The organism is Agromyces sp. PvR057 (assembly GCF_040547485.1).
Lineage (GTDB): Bacteria > Actinomycetota > Actinomycetes > Actinomycetales > Microbacteriaceae > Agromyces.
Genome location: NZ_JBEPPT010000002.1, coordinates 105,482 through 120,751, shown reverse-complemented (window position 1 = coordinate 120,751; position 15,270 = coordinate 105,482). Strand labels below are relative to the sequence as shown.

11 protein-coding genes are annotated in these 15,270 nt (G+C 71.9%); 5 read left to right on the top strand and 6 right to left on the bottom strand.

Annotated elements, in window-relative coordinates; all coding sequences use genetic code 11:
* Positions 1-17: 17 nt before the first annotated feature.
* Entirely contained in the window at positions 18-2,342 is a 2,325-nt protein-coding gene (locus tag ABIC29_RS09785; RefSeq protein WP_354244875.1) for an ATP-binding cassette domain-containing protein, read from the bottom strand.
* Positions 2,343-2,465: 123 nt separating this feature from the next.
* Between ABIC29_RS09785 and ABIC29_RS09780 the strand changes: the two genes are divergently transcribed.
* Positions 2,466-4,043, top strand: a complete 1,578-nt coding sequence (locus tag ABIC29_RS09780; protein ID WP_354244872.1) for a molybdopterin-dependent oxidoreductase — start codon at positions 2,466-2,468, stop codon at positions 4,041-4,043.
* A gap of 61 nt (positions 4,044-4,104) precedes the next feature.
* On the opposite strand, the gene ABIC29_RS09775 is transcribed toward ABIC29_RS09780, so the two are convergent.
* Positions 4,105-5,859 carry an amidase gene (locus ABIC29_RS09775; protein ID WP_354244869.1) on the bottom strand — a complete coding sequence of 585 codons (1,755 nt, stop codon included), beginning with the start codon at positions 5,857-5,859 and terminating at the stop codon, positions 4,105-4,107.
* Positions 5,856-6,902: an agmatine deiminase family protein gene (locus ABIC29_RS09770; protein WP_354244866.1), complete on the bottom strand. Its 1,047-nt coding sequence runs from the start codon at positions 6,900-6,902 to the stop codon at positions 5,856-5,858. Before ABIC29_RS09770 ends, ABIC29_RS09775 begins: the two co-directional genes overlap by 4 nt.
* Before the next feature lie 174 nt (positions 6,903-7,076).
* Here ABIC29_RS09770 and ABIC29_RS09765 point away from each other — a divergent pair, with 174 nt between their 5' ends.
* Together ABIC29_RS09765 and ABIC29_RS09760 are read left to right on the top strand one after the other, a co-directional pair.
* Positions 7,077-7,709, top strand: coding sequence for a TetR/AcrR family transcriptional regulator (locus ABIC29_RS09765; protein WP_354244864.1), 633 nt, complete (start codon positions 7,077-7,079; stop codon positions 7,707-7,709).
* An 89-nt stretch (positions 7,710-7,798) separates the two neighbouring features.
* Positions 7,799-11,398, top strand: coding sequence for a TM0106 family RecB-like putative nuclease (locus ABIC29_RS09760; RefSeq protein WP_354244863.1), 3,600 nt, complete (start codon positions 7,799-7,801; stop codon positions 11,396-11,398).
* A gap of 27 nt (positions 11,399-11,425) precedes the next feature.
* On the opposite strand, the gene ABIC29_RS09755 is transcribed toward ABIC29_RS09760, so the two are convergent.
* Positions 11,426-11,854 carry a YdeI/OmpD-associated family protein gene (locus ABIC29_RS09755; RefSeq protein ID WP_354244860.1) on the bottom strand — a complete coding sequence of 143 codons (429 nt, stop codon included), beginning with the start codon at positions 11,852-11,854 and terminating at the stop codon, positions 11,426-11,428.
* 117 nt (positions 11,855-11,971) lie between these two features.
* Here ABIC29_RS09755 and ABIC29_RS09750 point away from each other — a divergent pair, with 117 nt between their 5' ends.
* A complete protein-coding gene (locus ABIC29_RS09750; protein WP_116084475.1) occupies positions 11,972-12,247 on the top strand; it encodes a glutaredoxin family protein in 276 nt (91 codons plus the stop codon).
* Between the two features lie 226 nt (positions 12,248-12,473).
* Here the strand turns inward: ABIC29_RS09750 and ABIC29_RS09745 are convergent, their stop codons facing one another.
* On the bottom strand, positions 12,474-13,475 hold the full coding sequence (locus ABIC29_RS09745; RefSeq protein WP_116084477.1) for an LLM class F420-dependent oxidoreductase: 1,002 nt from the start codon (positions 13,473-13,475) through the stop codon (positions 12,474-12,476).
* 141 nt (positions 13,476-13,616) lie between these two features.
* Here ABIC29_RS09745 and ABIC29_RS09740 point away from each other — a divergent pair, with 141 nt between their 5' ends.
* Positions 13,617-14,009: a hypothetical protein gene (locus ABIC29_RS09740; RefSeq protein ID WP_116084480.1), complete on the top strand. Its 393-nt coding sequence runs from the start codon at positions 13,617-13,619 to the stop codon at positions 14,007-14,009.
* Positions 14,010-14,084: 75 nt separating this feature from the next.
* Here the strand turns inward: ABIC29_RS09740 and ABIC29_RS09735 are convergent, their stop codons facing one another.
* A complete protein-coding gene (locus ABIC29_RS09735; RefSeq protein WP_116084482.1) occupies positions 14,085-15,263 on the bottom strand; it encodes a baeRF3 domain-containing protein in 1,179 nt (392 codons plus the stop codon).
* Between the last annotated feature and the right edge of the window lie 7 nt (positions 15,264-15,270).

Genomic DNA, 15,270 nt, shown 5'->3' with positions numbered 1-15,270 from the left:
GCCCCGAGCCCGGGCCCTCAGGCCCCCACGTAGGCCGCGAGGTGCGTCGCGGTGAGCGTCGCGCCTTCGGCGGAAGCGGAGGCGACGAGCTCGGCCGGCGTGCCCTCGAACACGATGCGCCCGCCGTCGCGCCCGGCGCCCGGGCCGAGGTCGATGATCCAGTCGGCGTGCGCCATGACGGCCTGGTGGTGCTCGATGACGATGACCGAGTTGCCGTCGGCGACGAGGCGGTCGAGCAGTGCGAGCAGCCGGTCGACGTCGGCCAGGTGCAGGCCGGTCGTCGGCTCGTCGAGCACGTAGATCGTGCCCTTCTTTGCCATGTTGATGGCGAGCTTCAGGCGCTGCCGCTCGCCGCCCGAGAGCGTGTTGAGCGCCTGCCCGAGCCCCAGGTAGCCGAGGCCGACGTCGGAGAGGCGCTGCAGGATCACCCGGGCCGTCTTGTCGGTGAGGTACTCGAGGGCCGCGTCGACCGAGAGCGCGAGCACCTCGGCGATGTTCAGTCCGTTGAGCCGGTACTCGAGCACCTCGGCGGTGAACCGCTTGCCGCCGCACTCCTCGCAGACGCTCGAGACGGTCGACATGGGGCCGAGCTCGACGAACACGAGCCCGATGCCCTTGCAGGTGGGGCAGGCGCCGGCCGAGTTCGCACTGAACAGCGCGGGCTTGACGCCGTTCTCCTTCGCGAACGCCTTGCGGATGGTGTCGAGCAGGCCGGTGTAGGTGGCCGGGTTCGAGCGGATCGAGCCGCGGATCGGCGACTGGTCGACCACGACGACGTGGTCGTGCCTCGGCACGTTGCCGTGGATGAGCGAGGACTTGCCCGAACCGGCGACGCCCGTGACGACGGTCAGCACGCCGAGCGGGATGTCGACGTCGACCCCGGTGAGGTTGTGCTGCGTCGCGCCGCGGATCTCGAGTGCGCCCTTCGCGCTTCGCACGCGCTCGCGCAACTGCGCACGGTGGTCGAGGTGTCGGCCCGTGAGCGTGTCGGATGCCCGGAGGCCGTCGAGATCTCCCTCGAAGCAGATCCGACCGCCGCGCGATCCCGCACCGGGGCCGAGGTCGACGATGTGGTCGGCCATCTCGATGACCTCGGGCTTGTGCTCGACGACGAGCACGGTGTTGCCCTTGTCGCGCAGCTGCAGCAGCAGGCGGTTCATGCGCTGGATGTCGTGGGGGTGCAGCCCGACGGTCGGCTCGTCGAACACGTACGTGACGTCGGTGAGCGCCGAGCCGATGTGGCGGATCATCTTGACGCGCTGCGCCTCGCCGCCCGAGAGGGTGCCGGCGGGTCGGTCGAGGCTCAGGTAGCCGAGCCCGATCTCGACGAACGACTCGATGTTCTGCCGCAGGTTGGCGATGAGCGGAGCGACGCTCGGGTCGTCGATCTCGGCCGCCCAGGCTGCGAGGTCGGAGATCTGCATCGACGAGGCCTCGGCGATGTTGATGCCGTTCACCTTCGACGCGAGCGCCTCCCGGTTCAGGCGGGCACCGCCGCACTCGGGGCAGGTCGTGAACGTGAACGCCCGGTCGACGAATGCACGGATGTGCGCCTGGAGCGAGTCGCGATCCTTCGATCCCATGCTCTTCTGCAACTTGGGCACGAGACCCTCGTAGGACATGTTGATGCCCTGCACCTTGACCTTGGTCGGCTCCTTGTAGAGGAAGTCGTGCAGCTCGGTCTCGCTGTAGTCGCGGATCTTCTTCTCGGCGTCGAGGAACCCGCCCTCGGAGTAGATGCGCACCATCCACCCGTCGGCCGTGTAGCCAGGGATCGTGATCGCTCCCTCGGCGAGCGACTTGTCGCGGTCGAAGAGCTCGTCGAGGTCGAGGTCGTTCACCTGGCCGACGCCCTCGCACCTGGGGCACATGCCCGCCGGCACGTTGAAGCTGAAGTGGAAGCTCGGGCCGACGTAGGGGTCGCCGAGCCGGGAGAACAGGATGCGCAGCAGCGCGTACACGTCGGTCGCCGTGCCGACCGTCGAGCGGGAGTTCGCGCCCATGCGCTCCTGGTCGACGATGATCGCGGCCGACACGTTGCGCAGGCTGTCGACCTCGGGCCGCGGCTGCGTGGTCATGAACGACTGGATGAACGTCGAGTACGTCTCGTTGATGAGCCGCTGCGACTCGGCGGCGATGGTGCCGAACACGAGGCTCGACTTGCCGGAGCCCGAGACGCCGGTGAACACGCTGAGCCGGCGCTTCGGGATGTCGAGGGAGATGCCCTGCAGGTTGTTCTCGTGCGCCCCGCGAACCTCGATCACGTCGTGCGCGTCGGCGATGTGCCCTGCCGCGCCGGATGCCGATGCCGCACTGGAAGCCGTCTGCTCGGTCGCGCTCATGGATGCCCCTTCCGTGCGGCGTGCCCGCGGTTCTCGATTCTGGCAGGGGCCGCCGACATCCGCATCGCCTTCGCGACGGCCGAGAGGTGCCGTTCGCACAGGGCGCGAGCGTACGCTGTGCGCATGCCGGAGACCGAGGCTCCCACCGCAGGCGCGGTCACGCGCCGACTCCTGCCCGCGCTCGCCGGGGTGGCGTCCGTCATCGTCGCGGCCGGTGTCGGCGAGCTCGCCGCGGCGCTGCTCGCGTCGGCCTCGAGCCCGTTCGCCGTCGTCGGTTCGATGATGATCGACCTCGCACCCCCGTGGGCCAAGGACGCCGCGATCGCGCTGTTCGGCACGAACGACAAGGCCGCGCTCCTCGTGGGCATCGCGCTCGTGCTGCTCGTCGTCGCCGGAGTCGCCGGGGTGCTCGAGGCACGTCGTCCGCCGTGGGGGCAGGTGGTGATCTGGGTGATCGGCGCGGTCGGCGTGCTCGCCTCGGTGACGAGGGCGAACGCGTCGATGCTCGCGTTCGCGCCGTCGGCGCTGGCCGCGATCGCGGGCGTCGTCACGCTGCGGCTGCTCGTGCAGCGCCTTCCGACCACGGATGCCGCGGCCGCCGCCTCGGGCTCCCGCGCCGCCTCGGAGACCGCCGAGATCGGCCGTCGCCGGTTCCTCGTCTGGGCGGGCGGCGCCGCCGCGATCGGCGCGCTCGCCACCATCGGGGGTTACGCCCTGCAGGCCGGGTCCCGCGCAGTCACCGCCGCACGCCAGGCGATCCGGTTACCCGTGCCGACGGCCACCGCATCGATACCCCCTGGGGCGGAACTCGACCTCGAGGGGCTCACCCCGATCGTCACGCCGAACGCGGAGTTCTACCGCATCGACACGGCGCTCGCGGTACCGGCCGTCGAGCCGGCCGACTGGAGCCTGCGCATCCACGGCCTCGTCGAGCACGAGGTGACGCTCACGTGGGACGAGCTGCTCGCCCTGCCGCTCGCCGAGTCGGTGACGACGCTCGCCTGCGTCTCGAACGAGGTCGGCGGCACGCTCATCGGCAACGCGGTCTGGCTCGGCCATCCGATCCGGGAGCTGCTGGCGCGGGCGGTTCCCACCGCGGACGCCGACATGGTGCTCTCGCGCAGCATCGACGGGTTCACGGCGTCGACGCCGCTCGAGGTGCTGCAGGACGACCGCGACGCGATCCTCGCGGTGGGCATGAACGGCGAGCCGCTGCCCGCCGACCACGGGTTCCCGGTGCGCATGGTCGTGCCGGGGCTCTACGGGTACGTGTCGGCGACCAAGTGGGTGACCGAGCTCGAGGTCACCCGGTTCGACGCGGCATCCGCCTACTGGACGGATCGCGGCTGGAGCGAGCGCGGCCCCATCAAGCTCTCGTCGCGCATCGACGTGCCGCGCTCGGGGCAGTCGTTGCCGGCCGGCCCGGTCGTCGTCGCCGGCGTCGCCTGGCACCAGCACGTCGGCGTCGCGGGGGTCGACGTGCAGGTCGACGACGGCCCGTGGCGGCCCGCGACCCTCGCCACGGCCATCTCGGACGACACGTGGGTGCAGTGGCGCTTCGACTGGGACGCGACCGCGGGTGGCCACACCCTGCGCGTGCGGGCGACCGGCGCCGACGGCGAGGTGCAGATCTCGACCCCGCAGGGCGTCGTGCCCGACGGTGCCACCGGCCTCGACTCCCGCGACGTCACCGTCGGCTGACCGCGCGATCGTCTCGTCGACCGGTCTCGCACGCGCCATCGACGCCGGGCTCGCGACCCGCTCAGCTCAGGCGCGGGGTGCGCGGCGGCTCGGTGCGGCGGGTTCCCGTGGCCTCGAAGGCGGCGGCAAGGCGCAGGAGCGCCGTGTCGTCGTAGGCGCGGCCGGCGAACGTGAGGCCCACCGGCATCCGGATGTCGGCCATCGTGCCCATGGGCACGGTGACCGTCGGGATGCCGAGGTGCCGCGGCACGAGGTTGCCGTTCGCGACCCACACGCCGTTGCGCCAGCCGAGATCGGCGGATGCCTCGTTCATGTCCATGTCGGCGGGGCCGACATCGGCGACGGCGGGGAAGACGACGGCGTCGAGGCCGAGGCCGTCCATCCACGCCTCGAGGTCGACGCGACGGGTCTCCTCCAGCCCGCGGAGCCCCTCCTCGAGCTCGGGCATGTCGTCGAACGAGGCGCCGGGGTGCGTGCGCGCCCACTCCGGGTACTCGGCGATGTCGTCGTCGAAGCCCGTGTAGCGGTCGGGCAGCGCGCCATCGGGGTGCGGGAAGATGCGGGTGCCGTCGACGTCGGCGAGCGCGCGCAGGGTCGGGTCGTCGTTGGCGTCGAGGAAGTCGTTCCACGCCCACGCCGACAGGTCGACGATCTCGCGGTGCAGGTACTCGGCGGACACGAGTCCGCGCGTCGCGATCGTCGGGGTGCCGATGCGGTCGCCCTCGTAGTTGGAGACGACCGGGAAGTCGACCTCGACGACCTCGGCGCCGGCGGCCTCGAGGTCGCGGCGCGCCGCCTCCCAGAGGTCGATGACCGAGGCACGGGTCTCGATGCGCTGCCCGGTGGGGCCTCCGATGCCGGGCGAACGACCGGGCTCCGCGGTTCCCGCCTCCGGGTCGGCGTTGACGTACATGCGCGGGATGCCGAAGCGACGCCCGGCGAGCACGGCGCGCACCGAGTCGGCGCGCCCGCCCGCGGCATCCGTCACCGCGAGCGCGGCGTAGGACTCGGGGCGCACCTCGGAGGATCGCGGAATCGGCACCCACTGCTGCACGCGCCAGAAGTCGCCACGGGTCTCGGCGTCGTCGGCGACGATCACGTCGAGCACCTCGAGCAGGTCGGCCATGGTGCGCGTGTGCGGCACGACGACGTCCATGGTCGGCACGAGGGGCCAGTTGCCGCGCACCGAGATGACGCCGCGCGACGGGGTGTAGGCGCAGAGCGCGTTGTTCGACGCGGGAGCGCGGCCCGACGACCAGGTCTCCTCGCCGAGGCCGAATGCCGCGAACGAGGCCGCGGTCGCGGTTCCGGAGCCGTTCGAGGAGCCCGAGCCGAACGCGGCCGTGAGGAACTCGGCACTGTAGGGGCTCTCGGCCCGCCCGTAGACGCCGCGCTGCATGCCGCCGTTCGCCATCGGCGGCATGTTCGTGAGGCCGATGAGCACCGCGCCGGCGCCGCGGAGGCGCTCGATCGTGAAGGCGTCGCGCTGGGCGACGAGATGCTCGAACGCGGGGGAACCGGCTGCGGCGGTCAGCCCCTTCGCGAGGTAGCTGTCCTTGGCGGTGTAGGGGATGCCGTCGAGCCGGCCGAGGGCCTCGCCGCGCGTGCGACGCTCGTCGGAGGCGAGCGCGTCGGCCCGCGCGTCGGGGTTCATGACGACGAGTGCGTTCAGCGCGGTCGTGGTCTCGCGGCCGTCGTATGCCGCGATGCGCGCGAGGTACGCGTCGAGCAGTCCGACCGCGGTGACGCGCCCCGATTCGAGCGCGGCGTGCAGGTCCGCGATCGACGCATCGACCACGTCGAATGCACCGCTCATCGAGCCGACTCCACCTCGAGCGCGGGCTGCTGCTGCGTGATGCAGTGGATGCCGCCGCCGCGCGCGAAGATCTCGCGGGAGTCGACCGTGACGACGCGGCGGCCGGGGTACGCGTCGGCGAGGACCTCGCGCGCCGCGGCATCCGCCCGCTCCTCGCCGAACCCGCAGGCGATGACGCCGTCGTTCACGACGAGGTGGTTGACGTAGCTCCAGTCGACGAAGCCCTCGTGGTCGCGAAGGGTCTCGGGTGCCGGCAGGTCGACGATCTCGAAGCGGCGGCCCGCGGCATCCGTCTCCTGCTCGAGCTGGGCGCGCAGGGCGCGCGTCACCTCGAAGTCGGGGTGCTCGGGGTTCTGCTGCCGATGCAGCAGCAGGCGGCCGGGCGAGGGGATCGTCGCGACGATGTCGACGTGGCCGTTCGTGCCGAAGTCGTCGTAGTCGCGCTCGAGGCCGCGGGGCAGCCAGATCGCCTTCGTCGTGCCGATCGTGCGCGCGAGCTCGGCCTCGACGCGGGCCTTGTCGGCGTAAGGGTTGCGGCGCGGGTCGAGCTGCACGGTCTCGGTGACGAGCACGGTGCCCTCGCCGTCGACGTGGATGCCGCCGCCCTCGTTCACGAGCACGCTGCTCACGAGCTCGGCGCCGACCCGGTCGGCGACGAAGCGCGCGATCTCGGCGGACTTCGTCCACTCGGCCCACTCAGGGGCGCCCCAGCCGTTGAAGATCCAGTCGACGGCGCCGAGCACGCCCGGGCGCTCGTCGTCGACCACGAAGGTGGGGCCGAAGTCGCGCATCCAGAACTCGTCGAGCGGCGCCTCGACGAGCTCGATCGCGCCGTCGAGCATCCGGCGGGCGCGCGCGGTCTCGGTCGGGTCGACGACCATCGTCAGCGGCTCGAACGGCACGATCGCGTTGGCGACGGCCGCCCACACGGCGTAGCCCGCCTCGCGCTCGGACTCGGCCTCGCCGAGGGTCAGGCCCTCGCGCGGGAACGCCATCCAGGTGCGGTCGTGACGTGCGGTCTCTGCGGGCATGCGCCAGGTCATGCGGACACCTCCTGGGTGCGGTCGACGACGGTGCGGTGAGCGGATGTCGCGGTGGTGGTGTTGCTCATCGTTGAGGACTCTCTGCTCGTCGATCTCTCGACAGGATCGGGGACTCGATCTACTATTGATCAGACGATCAATAAGTTGCAGCGACGCTACCGACACGAGGTCACCATGTCAAGACCGGTCCGCAAGAAGGCCGCCCGCAAGACCCCGGCCGAACGGTCGGCCGAGATCGCGGACGCCGCGCGCGACGTCGCCCTCGAGCAGGGCCTCTACGCCGTGACCCTGCGCAGCGTCGCCGCGCGCATCGACGTGGCCCCCGCGCTCGTCGCGCACTACGAGCCGAACATGGACGTCCTGATCGCGCGCACCTTCGGCACCGTCGTCGCCACCGAGCTCGCCGAGGTCGAGGCGCTCGTCACCCCGCTCGCGACCCCGCGCGAGCGGCTCGCGCACCTGCTCGACACGCTGCTCGACGGCACGCGCGACGACGTCACCGTGATCTGGGTCGAAGCCTGGGCCATGGGCCGCCGGAACGAGGCCCTCGCCCAGCGCGTGCGCGACGAGATGGACGACTGGCACGCGTTCCTCGAGGGCATCATCGCCGCCGGCATCGACGAGGGCCAGTTCGAGACGGATGACGCGGCATCCGTCGCCTGGCAGCTGCTCGGCATGATCGACGGCCTGAACGCCCACGCGCTCGTGCGGTGGGAGCACGCCGGCGACCGCGGCACCCGCATCGGGCACGCGGTCGAGGGCATGCTCGGACTGCATCGCGGCGTGCTCGCGGCGCCGACGGAGTAGGCGGGTCGCGTCGGGGTCGCGTCGGGGTCGCGGCCCGGCCGCGATGTCGGATGCCGCGGCTACGGTTGTGGCACGGCGGAGGGAGCCCGATGTACCTGGTCGACGGCACGGTGGTCACGAGCGCGAGCGATCTCAAGAAGGCGTCGGAGTGCGAGTTCGCGTTCCTGCGCGCGCTCGACGCCAAGCTCGGACGCATCGAGGCCGTGCCGGATCCCGAAGACGCCATGCTCGAGCGCTCCGGCCGCATGGGCGACGCCCACGAACTGCGCGTGCTCGAGCGCTACCGCGTGCAGTTCGGCTCCGGCGTCGTCGAGATCGAGCGGCCCTCGGTGCGCGATGCGGCCGCCGTCGACGCCGCCGTCGAGGCGACGAACGCCGCATTCGCCGCGGGCGCTCCGGTCGTGTTCCAGGCGACCTTCGCCGACGACGGCTTCATCGGGTTCGCCGACTTCATCGTGCGGCAGCCCGACGGCCGCTACCTCGTGCAGGACAGCAAGCTCGCGCGCCGTGCCAAGGTCACGGCGCTGCTGCAGCTGGCCGCCTACGCCGAGCAGCTCGACCGCATCGGCGTGCCCACGGCCGAGACCGTCGAGCTGCTGCTCGGCGACGGCACCACGAGCACGCACCGCCTCGACGACGTCGCGCCCGTCTACCGCCTGCGCCGCGAGCGACTCGAGCGCATCATCGCCGACCGCCTGGCCGACACGGGGCCCGTGGCCTGGGGCGACCCCCGCTACGGGCTCGACGGCCGCTGCGCCACCTGCGACCTCGAGGTGCAGGCGCATCGCGACGTGCTGCTCGTCGCCGGCCTGCGCGTGACGCAGCGCACGCCGCTCGCCGAGGCGGGCATCACGACGATCGACGCGCTCGCGGCATCCGATGCCCCCGTGCCCGGCGTGCTCGACGCGACCCTCGCCAACCTGCGCGTGCAGGCGCGACTGCAGCTCCAGGCCGAAGCGGCGCTCAGGGCAGCGGATGCCGCGGGCACCCGCTCCCCCGAAGACCCGCCGCTGCCGCCGCCCGTCGACGTGCGCGACCCCTCGGCGCTCGCGGCGATCCCCGAGCCCGACGCGGGCGACCTCTTCTTCGACTTCGAGGGCGATCCGCTCTACACCGAGGGTCCCGCACGCGACTGGGGAATCGACTACCTCTTCGGCATGGTCGACGTCGACGAGCGGTTCACGCCGCTCTGGGCGCACAGCTTCGCCGAAGAGAAGGTCGCGCTCGAGCGGTTCCTCGACCTCGTGGCCGCACGCCGAGCAGCGCATCCGAACCTGCACATCTACCACTACGCCAACTACGAGAAGGCGCACCTGCTCTCGATCGCCGCACGGCACGGCGTGCGCGAGGTCGAGGTCGACCGGCTGCTGCGCGACGGGGTGTTCGTCGACCTGTACCCCATCGTGAAGCGCGCGGTGCGCGTCGGCAGCCGCTCGTACTCGATCAAGAAGCTCGAGCCGCTCTACATGGGCGACGAGCTGCGCGAGGCCGAGGTGAAGTCCGGCGGCGACTCGATCCTCGAGTACGTGCGGGCCCGCGACCTCGCGACGAACGACGGCACCGACCCGCTGACCGGGCTCTCCGGGGCAGCGGCGGCGCAGCACGTGCTCGACGACCTCGCCGACTACAACCGCTACGACTGCGTGTCGACCCTGCGGCTCCGCGACTGGCTGCTCGGCCTGGCCCGCGAGGCCGGCGTCCCCTCCGTGCCCGAGTCCGAGCTGATCGAGGCGCTGAAGGCCGAGGGCAAGGTCACCGAGCCGTCCCCGATCGCGCTGCACCTGCAGCAGCTCGCCGGTCCCCGAGACGACCCCTCGCGCGACGCCGACCACACGGCACTGGCCCTCGCGGCCGCCGCGATCGACTACCACGACCGCGAGGCCAAGAGCTTCTGGTGGGCGCACTACTTCCGCCTCGAGCAGCCGCTCGAGGCGTGGGAGGAGCAGCGCGACGTGCTCGTCGTCGACCCTGCGGCATCCGCCGTGGTCGAGCCGTGGTTCGTCGAAGAGGGCAAGCGCGTCGAACGGCGCCACGTGCGGCTGCTCGGGCGCATCGCCCCCGGTTCGCGGTTCTCGGTGGGCGGCGAGGTCAACGTGCTCTACGCCGCGCCCGCGCCGTTCGGCGGCGGGCGGCCGCAACGGCCAGGCGCCCGCACGGCGCGCGGGGTGAGGGTCGTCGACGTACTCGACGACGGCGTGGTCGTCGAGGAGTCAGCGGTCGACGGCGAGACGTGGTCGCAGCTTCCGATGGCCGTCGTCCCCGGGCCCCCTCCCGCCGCAGGCCGGCAGAAGGGCGCGATCGCCGGCTGGGCCGAGCACGTCGCCCGCACCTGGCCGCGCTGGCCGAGGAACCCCGCCGTCGACATCCTCCGCCGCACCGCGCCGCGCACGCGCGACGGTCTCGGACTCGCCGCGAGCGCCGGCCTCGCGGCCCACCACGACTACGTCGCCGCCGTCACGGCGGGCCTCCAGCAGCTCGACGACTCCTACCTCGCCGTGCAGGGCCCTCCCGGCACGGGCAAGACCTACGTCGCCTCGCACGTCATCACCGCGCTCGTCGCGCAGCACGGGTGGAAGGTCGGCGTCGTCGCCCAGTCGCACGCCGTGGTCGAGAACGTGCTCGACGCCACGATCCGCGCCGGACTCGCACCCGACCTCGTCGGCAAGGCCCCGAAAGACGGCGACACGGCCGATCACGCCTACACGCGGCTCGACAAGAAGCGCAACGGACTCGGCCAATTCGCCGAGGCGCACGCGAGCACCGGGTTCGTGATCGGCGGCACCGCCTGGGACTTCGCCAACGACGAGCGAGTCCCCCGCGCTTCGCTCGACCTGCTCGTCATCGACGAAGCGGGCCAGTTCTCGCTCGCCTCGACGATCGCCGCGGCGGTCTCCGCCCGCAACCTGCTGCTGCTCGGCGACCCCCAGCAGCTGCCGCAGGTGAGCCAGGGCATCCACCTCGAGCCGGTCGACACCTCGGCCCTCGGCTGGATCGCCGACGGCCACGACGTGCTGCCCGCCGAGTACGGCTTCTTCCTCGCCGAGAGCCGCCGCATGCACCCGGCCGTCGCCGCGCCGGTGTCGCGCCTCTCCTACGAGGGCGAGCTGCACTCGCACGAGGTCGCATCGACCCGCTCTCTCGACGGCGTGCACCCAGGGCTCGTCCCGGTGCCGGTCGCGCACGAGGGCAACACCGTCGCCTCCGCCGAAGAGGCCGACGTCGTCGTCGCGCATGTCGAGGCGCTGCTCGCGCGCACGTGGGTCGATCCGACCGATGCGGATGCCGCGCGCGGCCGCCCGCTCGAACAGCGCGACCTCATCGTGGTCACCCCCTACAACGCCCAGCTCACCCTCGTGCGGCAGGCCCTCGACGACGCCGGGTTCCCCGATGTGCCCGTCGGCACGGTCGACAAGTTCCAGGGTCAAGAGGCGGCGGTCGCGATCGTCTCGCTCGCCGCGTCGAGCGCGACCTCGGCGCCGCGCGGCGTGGAGTTCCTCCTGCTGAAGAACCGACTCAACGTCGCGATCTCGCGTGCGAAATGGGCGGCGTATCTGCTCTACTCCCCCGGGCTGCTCGACGCACTGCCGCACACGCCCGCCGGCGTCGCGCAGCTCAGCGCCTTCGTGCGGCTCGTCGGCGCCGACCGGCCGCGTGCCGAGCGCGGCGCAGAACTCAGGCCCGTGGCCTGACCCACGAGGGCGGCGGGGGCCTGCTCGTCAGGCGAGCTTGGTGACGATCGCGTCGATGCGACGCTGGCGGGTCTCGTCGGTCTTCGCCGACTCGACGCTCGTCACGTGCGCCTTGCGCGCGCTCGGCGACAGCGCGTCGAAGGCGTCGCGCGATCCCGAGGTCGCGAGCGCCGCGGCGAGATCGGCGGGCACCTCGACCGTGCGCGGGGCCGTGTCGACCTCGAGGTCGACCACGATCGGGTCGCCGCCCTGAATGCCGGTCGCTGCGCGCTTGTCGGCGCTGAACGCGATCAGGTACCGCCCGCCCATCACGGCGACGGTGCTTCGGTACTCGTAACCGTTGACGGTCACCACGACGGGCGGCTTGCGTCCGGCGCCGAGTGCCTCGATCACGCGCTCGGGCACCTCGATGCCGGTGTTGTTGCCCGTCTGGAACATCGTCGACTCGAATCGCATGCGGCGAGTCTGCCACCGCGCCCGCGTTCGGCGCACCCCGGTTGCGGCATCCGTCATTCCATGCTGGGACCATTCATGCTGGGAATGGCACTCAGCCGTGGAACGTAGGTTCTCTGTATGACTTCCCCCTCGTCTGACCTGAACCCTGCCCGCATCACGATGTACGGCGCCGAATGGTGCATCGACTGCCGCCGCTCGAAGGCGCTGCTCGACGGCCGTGGCGTCGACTACGACTACGTCGACCTCGAGGTCGAGCTCGACGGCGCAGACCGCGCGAAGGCGATCTCGGGCCGCACGCAGATCCCCGTGGTCGTGTTCCCCGACGGCACGCACTTCACCGAGCCGACCGACGCCGAGCTCGCCGCGAAGCTCGACGAGGCCATCGCCGCGTAACCGCGTCCGAACGCCGCGAAACGCCCCGCACGCCACTCGGCGCGCGGGGCGTTCGCACGCTCCCGCGGGAGCAGAACGCGCCGAGCGGAGGACGACGTTCGCCGTTCCCACCGCCCGAGCGCACGATCTCCTGCCGCCCGGCAGAGCCTGGTCGGCCCTCCCGCCCGGCGGAGCCTGGTCGGCCCGCCGCCCGGCGGAACGTCGCTGCCCCGCCGCCCGGCGGAACCTAGTCGGCGAGCGCCGGCATGACCTCGGCCTCGAAGAGCTCGAGTCCGCTGCGGTCGTACGCGAGCTCCGGCATGTAGTGGATCGCGTACCCAAGGCCGAGCTCGCGGCGCTGCTCGAGCTTGGCGACGACCTCGCTCACCGTGCCGACGAGGGACTCGTCTGAGTGCATGCCCTGCAGGTACCGCTCGGTGCCAGCGGGGCCGAGGTACGGCGCGACGCGCGCCTCGATGACGGCGAGGCGGCGCTCCACGTCGGCGGCGTCGGTGCCGACGACCGTGTTGAAGTTCGAGCTGCGCACGATCGCATCGAAGTCGCGGCCGAGGGTCTCGGCGTGGCCGCGCAGGATCTCGCTCTTCTGGGCGAAGACCTCGGCGCCGCCGTTGAAGTTCGTGTAGCTCGCGTACTTCGCGGCGATCTTCAGCGTGACCTTCTCGCCGCCGCCGGCGATCCACATGGGGATGCCGCCGGACTGCAGCGGCTTCGGCTGCACGATCGCGTCGTCGATCTGCCAGAACTCGCCGTCGAGGCTCGCACGCCCGGTGGTCCATGCCTGGTGCATGACCTCGACGCCCTCGCGCAGCATCCGGAGCCGGGTCGGCGCATCGGGGAACCCGTAGCCGTAGGCGAGCCACTCGTGCTCGTACCAGCCGGCGCCGATGCCCATCTCGGTGCGTCCGCCCGAGATGAGGTCGACGGTCGCCGCGATCTTCGCGAGGTAGGCCGGGTTGCGGTAGGCGACGCAGGTGCACATCTGGCCGAGGCGCACGCGCGAGGTCGACGCGGCGAAGGCGGCCATGAGGGTCCACGCCTCGTGCGTCGCCTCCGTCTCGCTCGGCACCGGCACCGTGTGGAAGTGGTCGTAGACCCAGATCGACTCCCACCCGGAGTCGGGCGCATCGGCGTGCGCGGCGAGGTCGTGCATGGTCTGCCAGTGCTCGGCCGGGTCGATGTCGACGAGGTCGTGGCGCCAGCCCTGAGGGATGAACATTCCGAAACGCATGCGAGCCAGCCTAGGCGTCGACGACGGCGCAGCCGGTTGCCACGGGGCGGATGCCGCGGGCGGCCGTCGCGCGTCCGATGCCTCCCGATCTCAGCGCTGTCCCTGATGCCGCGACCCGGCGTCGTGCGTAGCGTCCGACGGATGAGCGACCTTCACTGCGATTTCTCCCCTCGGGACTTCTCCGCGACCGCCTTCACGAGCACGACGGGGCGCGTGATCCGCGTCACGGGCTTCGGCCTGTGCCCGTCGTCCGGATGGGAGCTCGCACTCGTTTCGACGAACCCAGGCGTGGTGCCGCATCCCGAGAGCCTGTGGCTCGAACTGCGCGAGCGTGCACCGAAGGGGAGCGGTCGCGTACTCGTCGACACGGCCGTCGAGGCGATCATCGAAGACGCGCGCGCGACCGAGATCATCGTGCGCTTCTCGTGGCGCGAGCCGTTCGCGATCCCGGTGGTCGAGTTCGACCGGTTCGCGGTGGGCGGTGGAGCGGATGCCGCTCGGCAGCCGGCCGCGGCATCCGCCACCAGGTCGTAGTCGGCCGCGTCTCGGAGCCGGCCGACCCGCCCTGTCTCCCGTCCTGCCCTGCCCTGCCCCTGATTCGGCGCGCGCTCAGGCGAGCGCGAACCGCAACTCGGCCACGACCGGACCGGTCCATCCCTCGCCCAGGTCCTCGCCACGCACGGTGACGACCCGGCCGCCCTTGGCGATCACGAGCAGCGCCAGCTGCGGCAGCAGGTCGCCGGCGGGAGTGCCGTCGGCGAGCGCGTCGCCGTCGCCGTTCGCTCCTGCGAACTCGACGGCCCCCGTCTCGCGGTCGAGCGTGCCGTTGACCGAGGTCGTGAAGTCGAACCAGAGGGTCTCGACCGCTCCATCCGCCGCGAGCCTCGCGATCGCGGCGAGGTCGCGTTCGACGCGCCCGGCGGTGCCCTCGGCGAGCGTGCCGAGCGCCTGCGACGCCTCGGCGACGTTGAGTCGGGCGAGCTGTTCGCGCAGGGCCGCATCGATCTCGGCGGGAGCGAGCCGGTCGGGCGATCCGGGAACGCCGACGATGCGGCGCCCGTTGCGCGAGCGGTCGAGGAACGCGCTCAGCAGCGGCTCGGCGGCGAAGACGAAGAGTGGCACCCGTCCGTCGGGGTCGACGGCGGCGAGTTCGTGCTTGGTCGCGTCGGCGATGCGCTTGGCGTAGATGTCGAGCAGCTTCTTGCCGCGCTCGTCGCCGACCTCGCCGCGGTCGCCGTGCTGCCCGCCGCGCGGGCTGTTCTCGCCGGGTTCGCGATTGGTCGCCGCATCGAGGTTCGTCGGATGCGACGGATCGGTCTCGAGATGCGTCGCGCGCGCGGTGGGCGTCGCATGCCAGAGCGCCCATTCGTTCGACGAGAGGGTGAGCGCGTACGCCTCCTGGTCCTGGCTGGGCGCGCGCAGCAACTGGCCGAGCGTGAAATGGGATCCGACGTGCCAGGCGTCGTCGAGACGGTTCGGCAGCACGAACACCTCGGTGAAGCCCGGCGCGATGAAGATCGCGAGCGAGCGCGAGAGCGCGCCCCACAGGCCGAAGTCGCCCAGCACGCCGTCGCGTTCGCGGCGGAGGGCGTCGAGGTCGGCCGTCGAGGCGCCACCGTGCTTCACCTGGTCGATCGCGTGGTCGAAGGCGCTCTTGACCGAGACCTCGGCGCGTTCGCGCTCGTTCACCACCGGTGAGGTTGCTGCATAGATCGTGATGGCCGGATGATGCGGACCCGCCAGCGTCGCGAAATCCGCGCCCGTGGGCAGCTCGTGGTGAACCGTCATTCGTTTC

Excerpts from the sequence above, each read along its gene's own strand:
- ABIC29_RS09735 (WP_116084482.1), bottom strand. The coding sequence starts at position 15,263 with ATGACGGTTCACCACGAGCTGCCCACGGGCGCGGATTTCGCGACGCTG.
- ABIC29_RS09770 (WP_354244866.1), bottom strand. The coding sequence starts at position 6,902 with ATGACCTGGCGCATGCCCGCAGAGACCGCACGTCACGACCGCACCTGG.
- ABIC29_RS09755 (WP_354244860.1), bottom strand. The coding sequence starts at position 11,854 with ATGCGATTCGAGTCGACGATGTTCCAGACGGGCAACAACACCGGCATC.
- ABIC29_RS09760 (WP_354244863.1), top strand. The coding sequence starts at position 7,799 with ATGTACCTGGTCGACGGCACGGTGGTCACGAGCGCGAGCGATCTCAAG.
- ABIC29_RS09785 (WP_354244875.1), bottom strand. The coding sequence starts at position 2,342 with ATGAGCGCGACCGAGCAGACGGCTTCCAGTGCGGCATCGGCATCCGGC.
- ABIC29_RS09765 (WP_354244864.1), top strand. The coding sequence starts at position 7,077 with ATGTCAAGACCGGTCCGCAAGAAGGCCGCCCGCAAGACCCCGGCCGAA.
- ABIC29_RS09740 (WP_116084480.1), top strand. The coding sequence starts at position 13,617 with ATGAGCGACCTTCACTGCGATTTCTCCCCTCGGGACTTCTCCGCGACC.
- ABIC29_RS09775 (WP_354244869.1), bottom strand. The coding sequence starts at position 5,859 with ATGAGCGGTGCATTCGACGTGGTCGATGCGTCGATCGCGGACCTGCAC.
- ABIC29_RS09780 (WP_354244872.1), top strand. The coding sequence starts at position 2,466 with ATGCCGGAGACCGAGGCTCCCACCGCAGGCGCGGTCACGCGCCGACTC.
- ABIC29_RS09745 (WP_116084477.1), bottom strand. The coding sequence starts at position 13,475 with ATGCGTTTCGGAATGTTCATCCCTCAGGGCTGGCGCCACGACCTCGTC.
- ABIC29_RS09750 (WP_116084475.1), top strand. The coding sequence starts at position 11,972 with ATGACTTCCCCCTCGTCTGACCTGAACCCTGCCCGCATCACGATGTAC.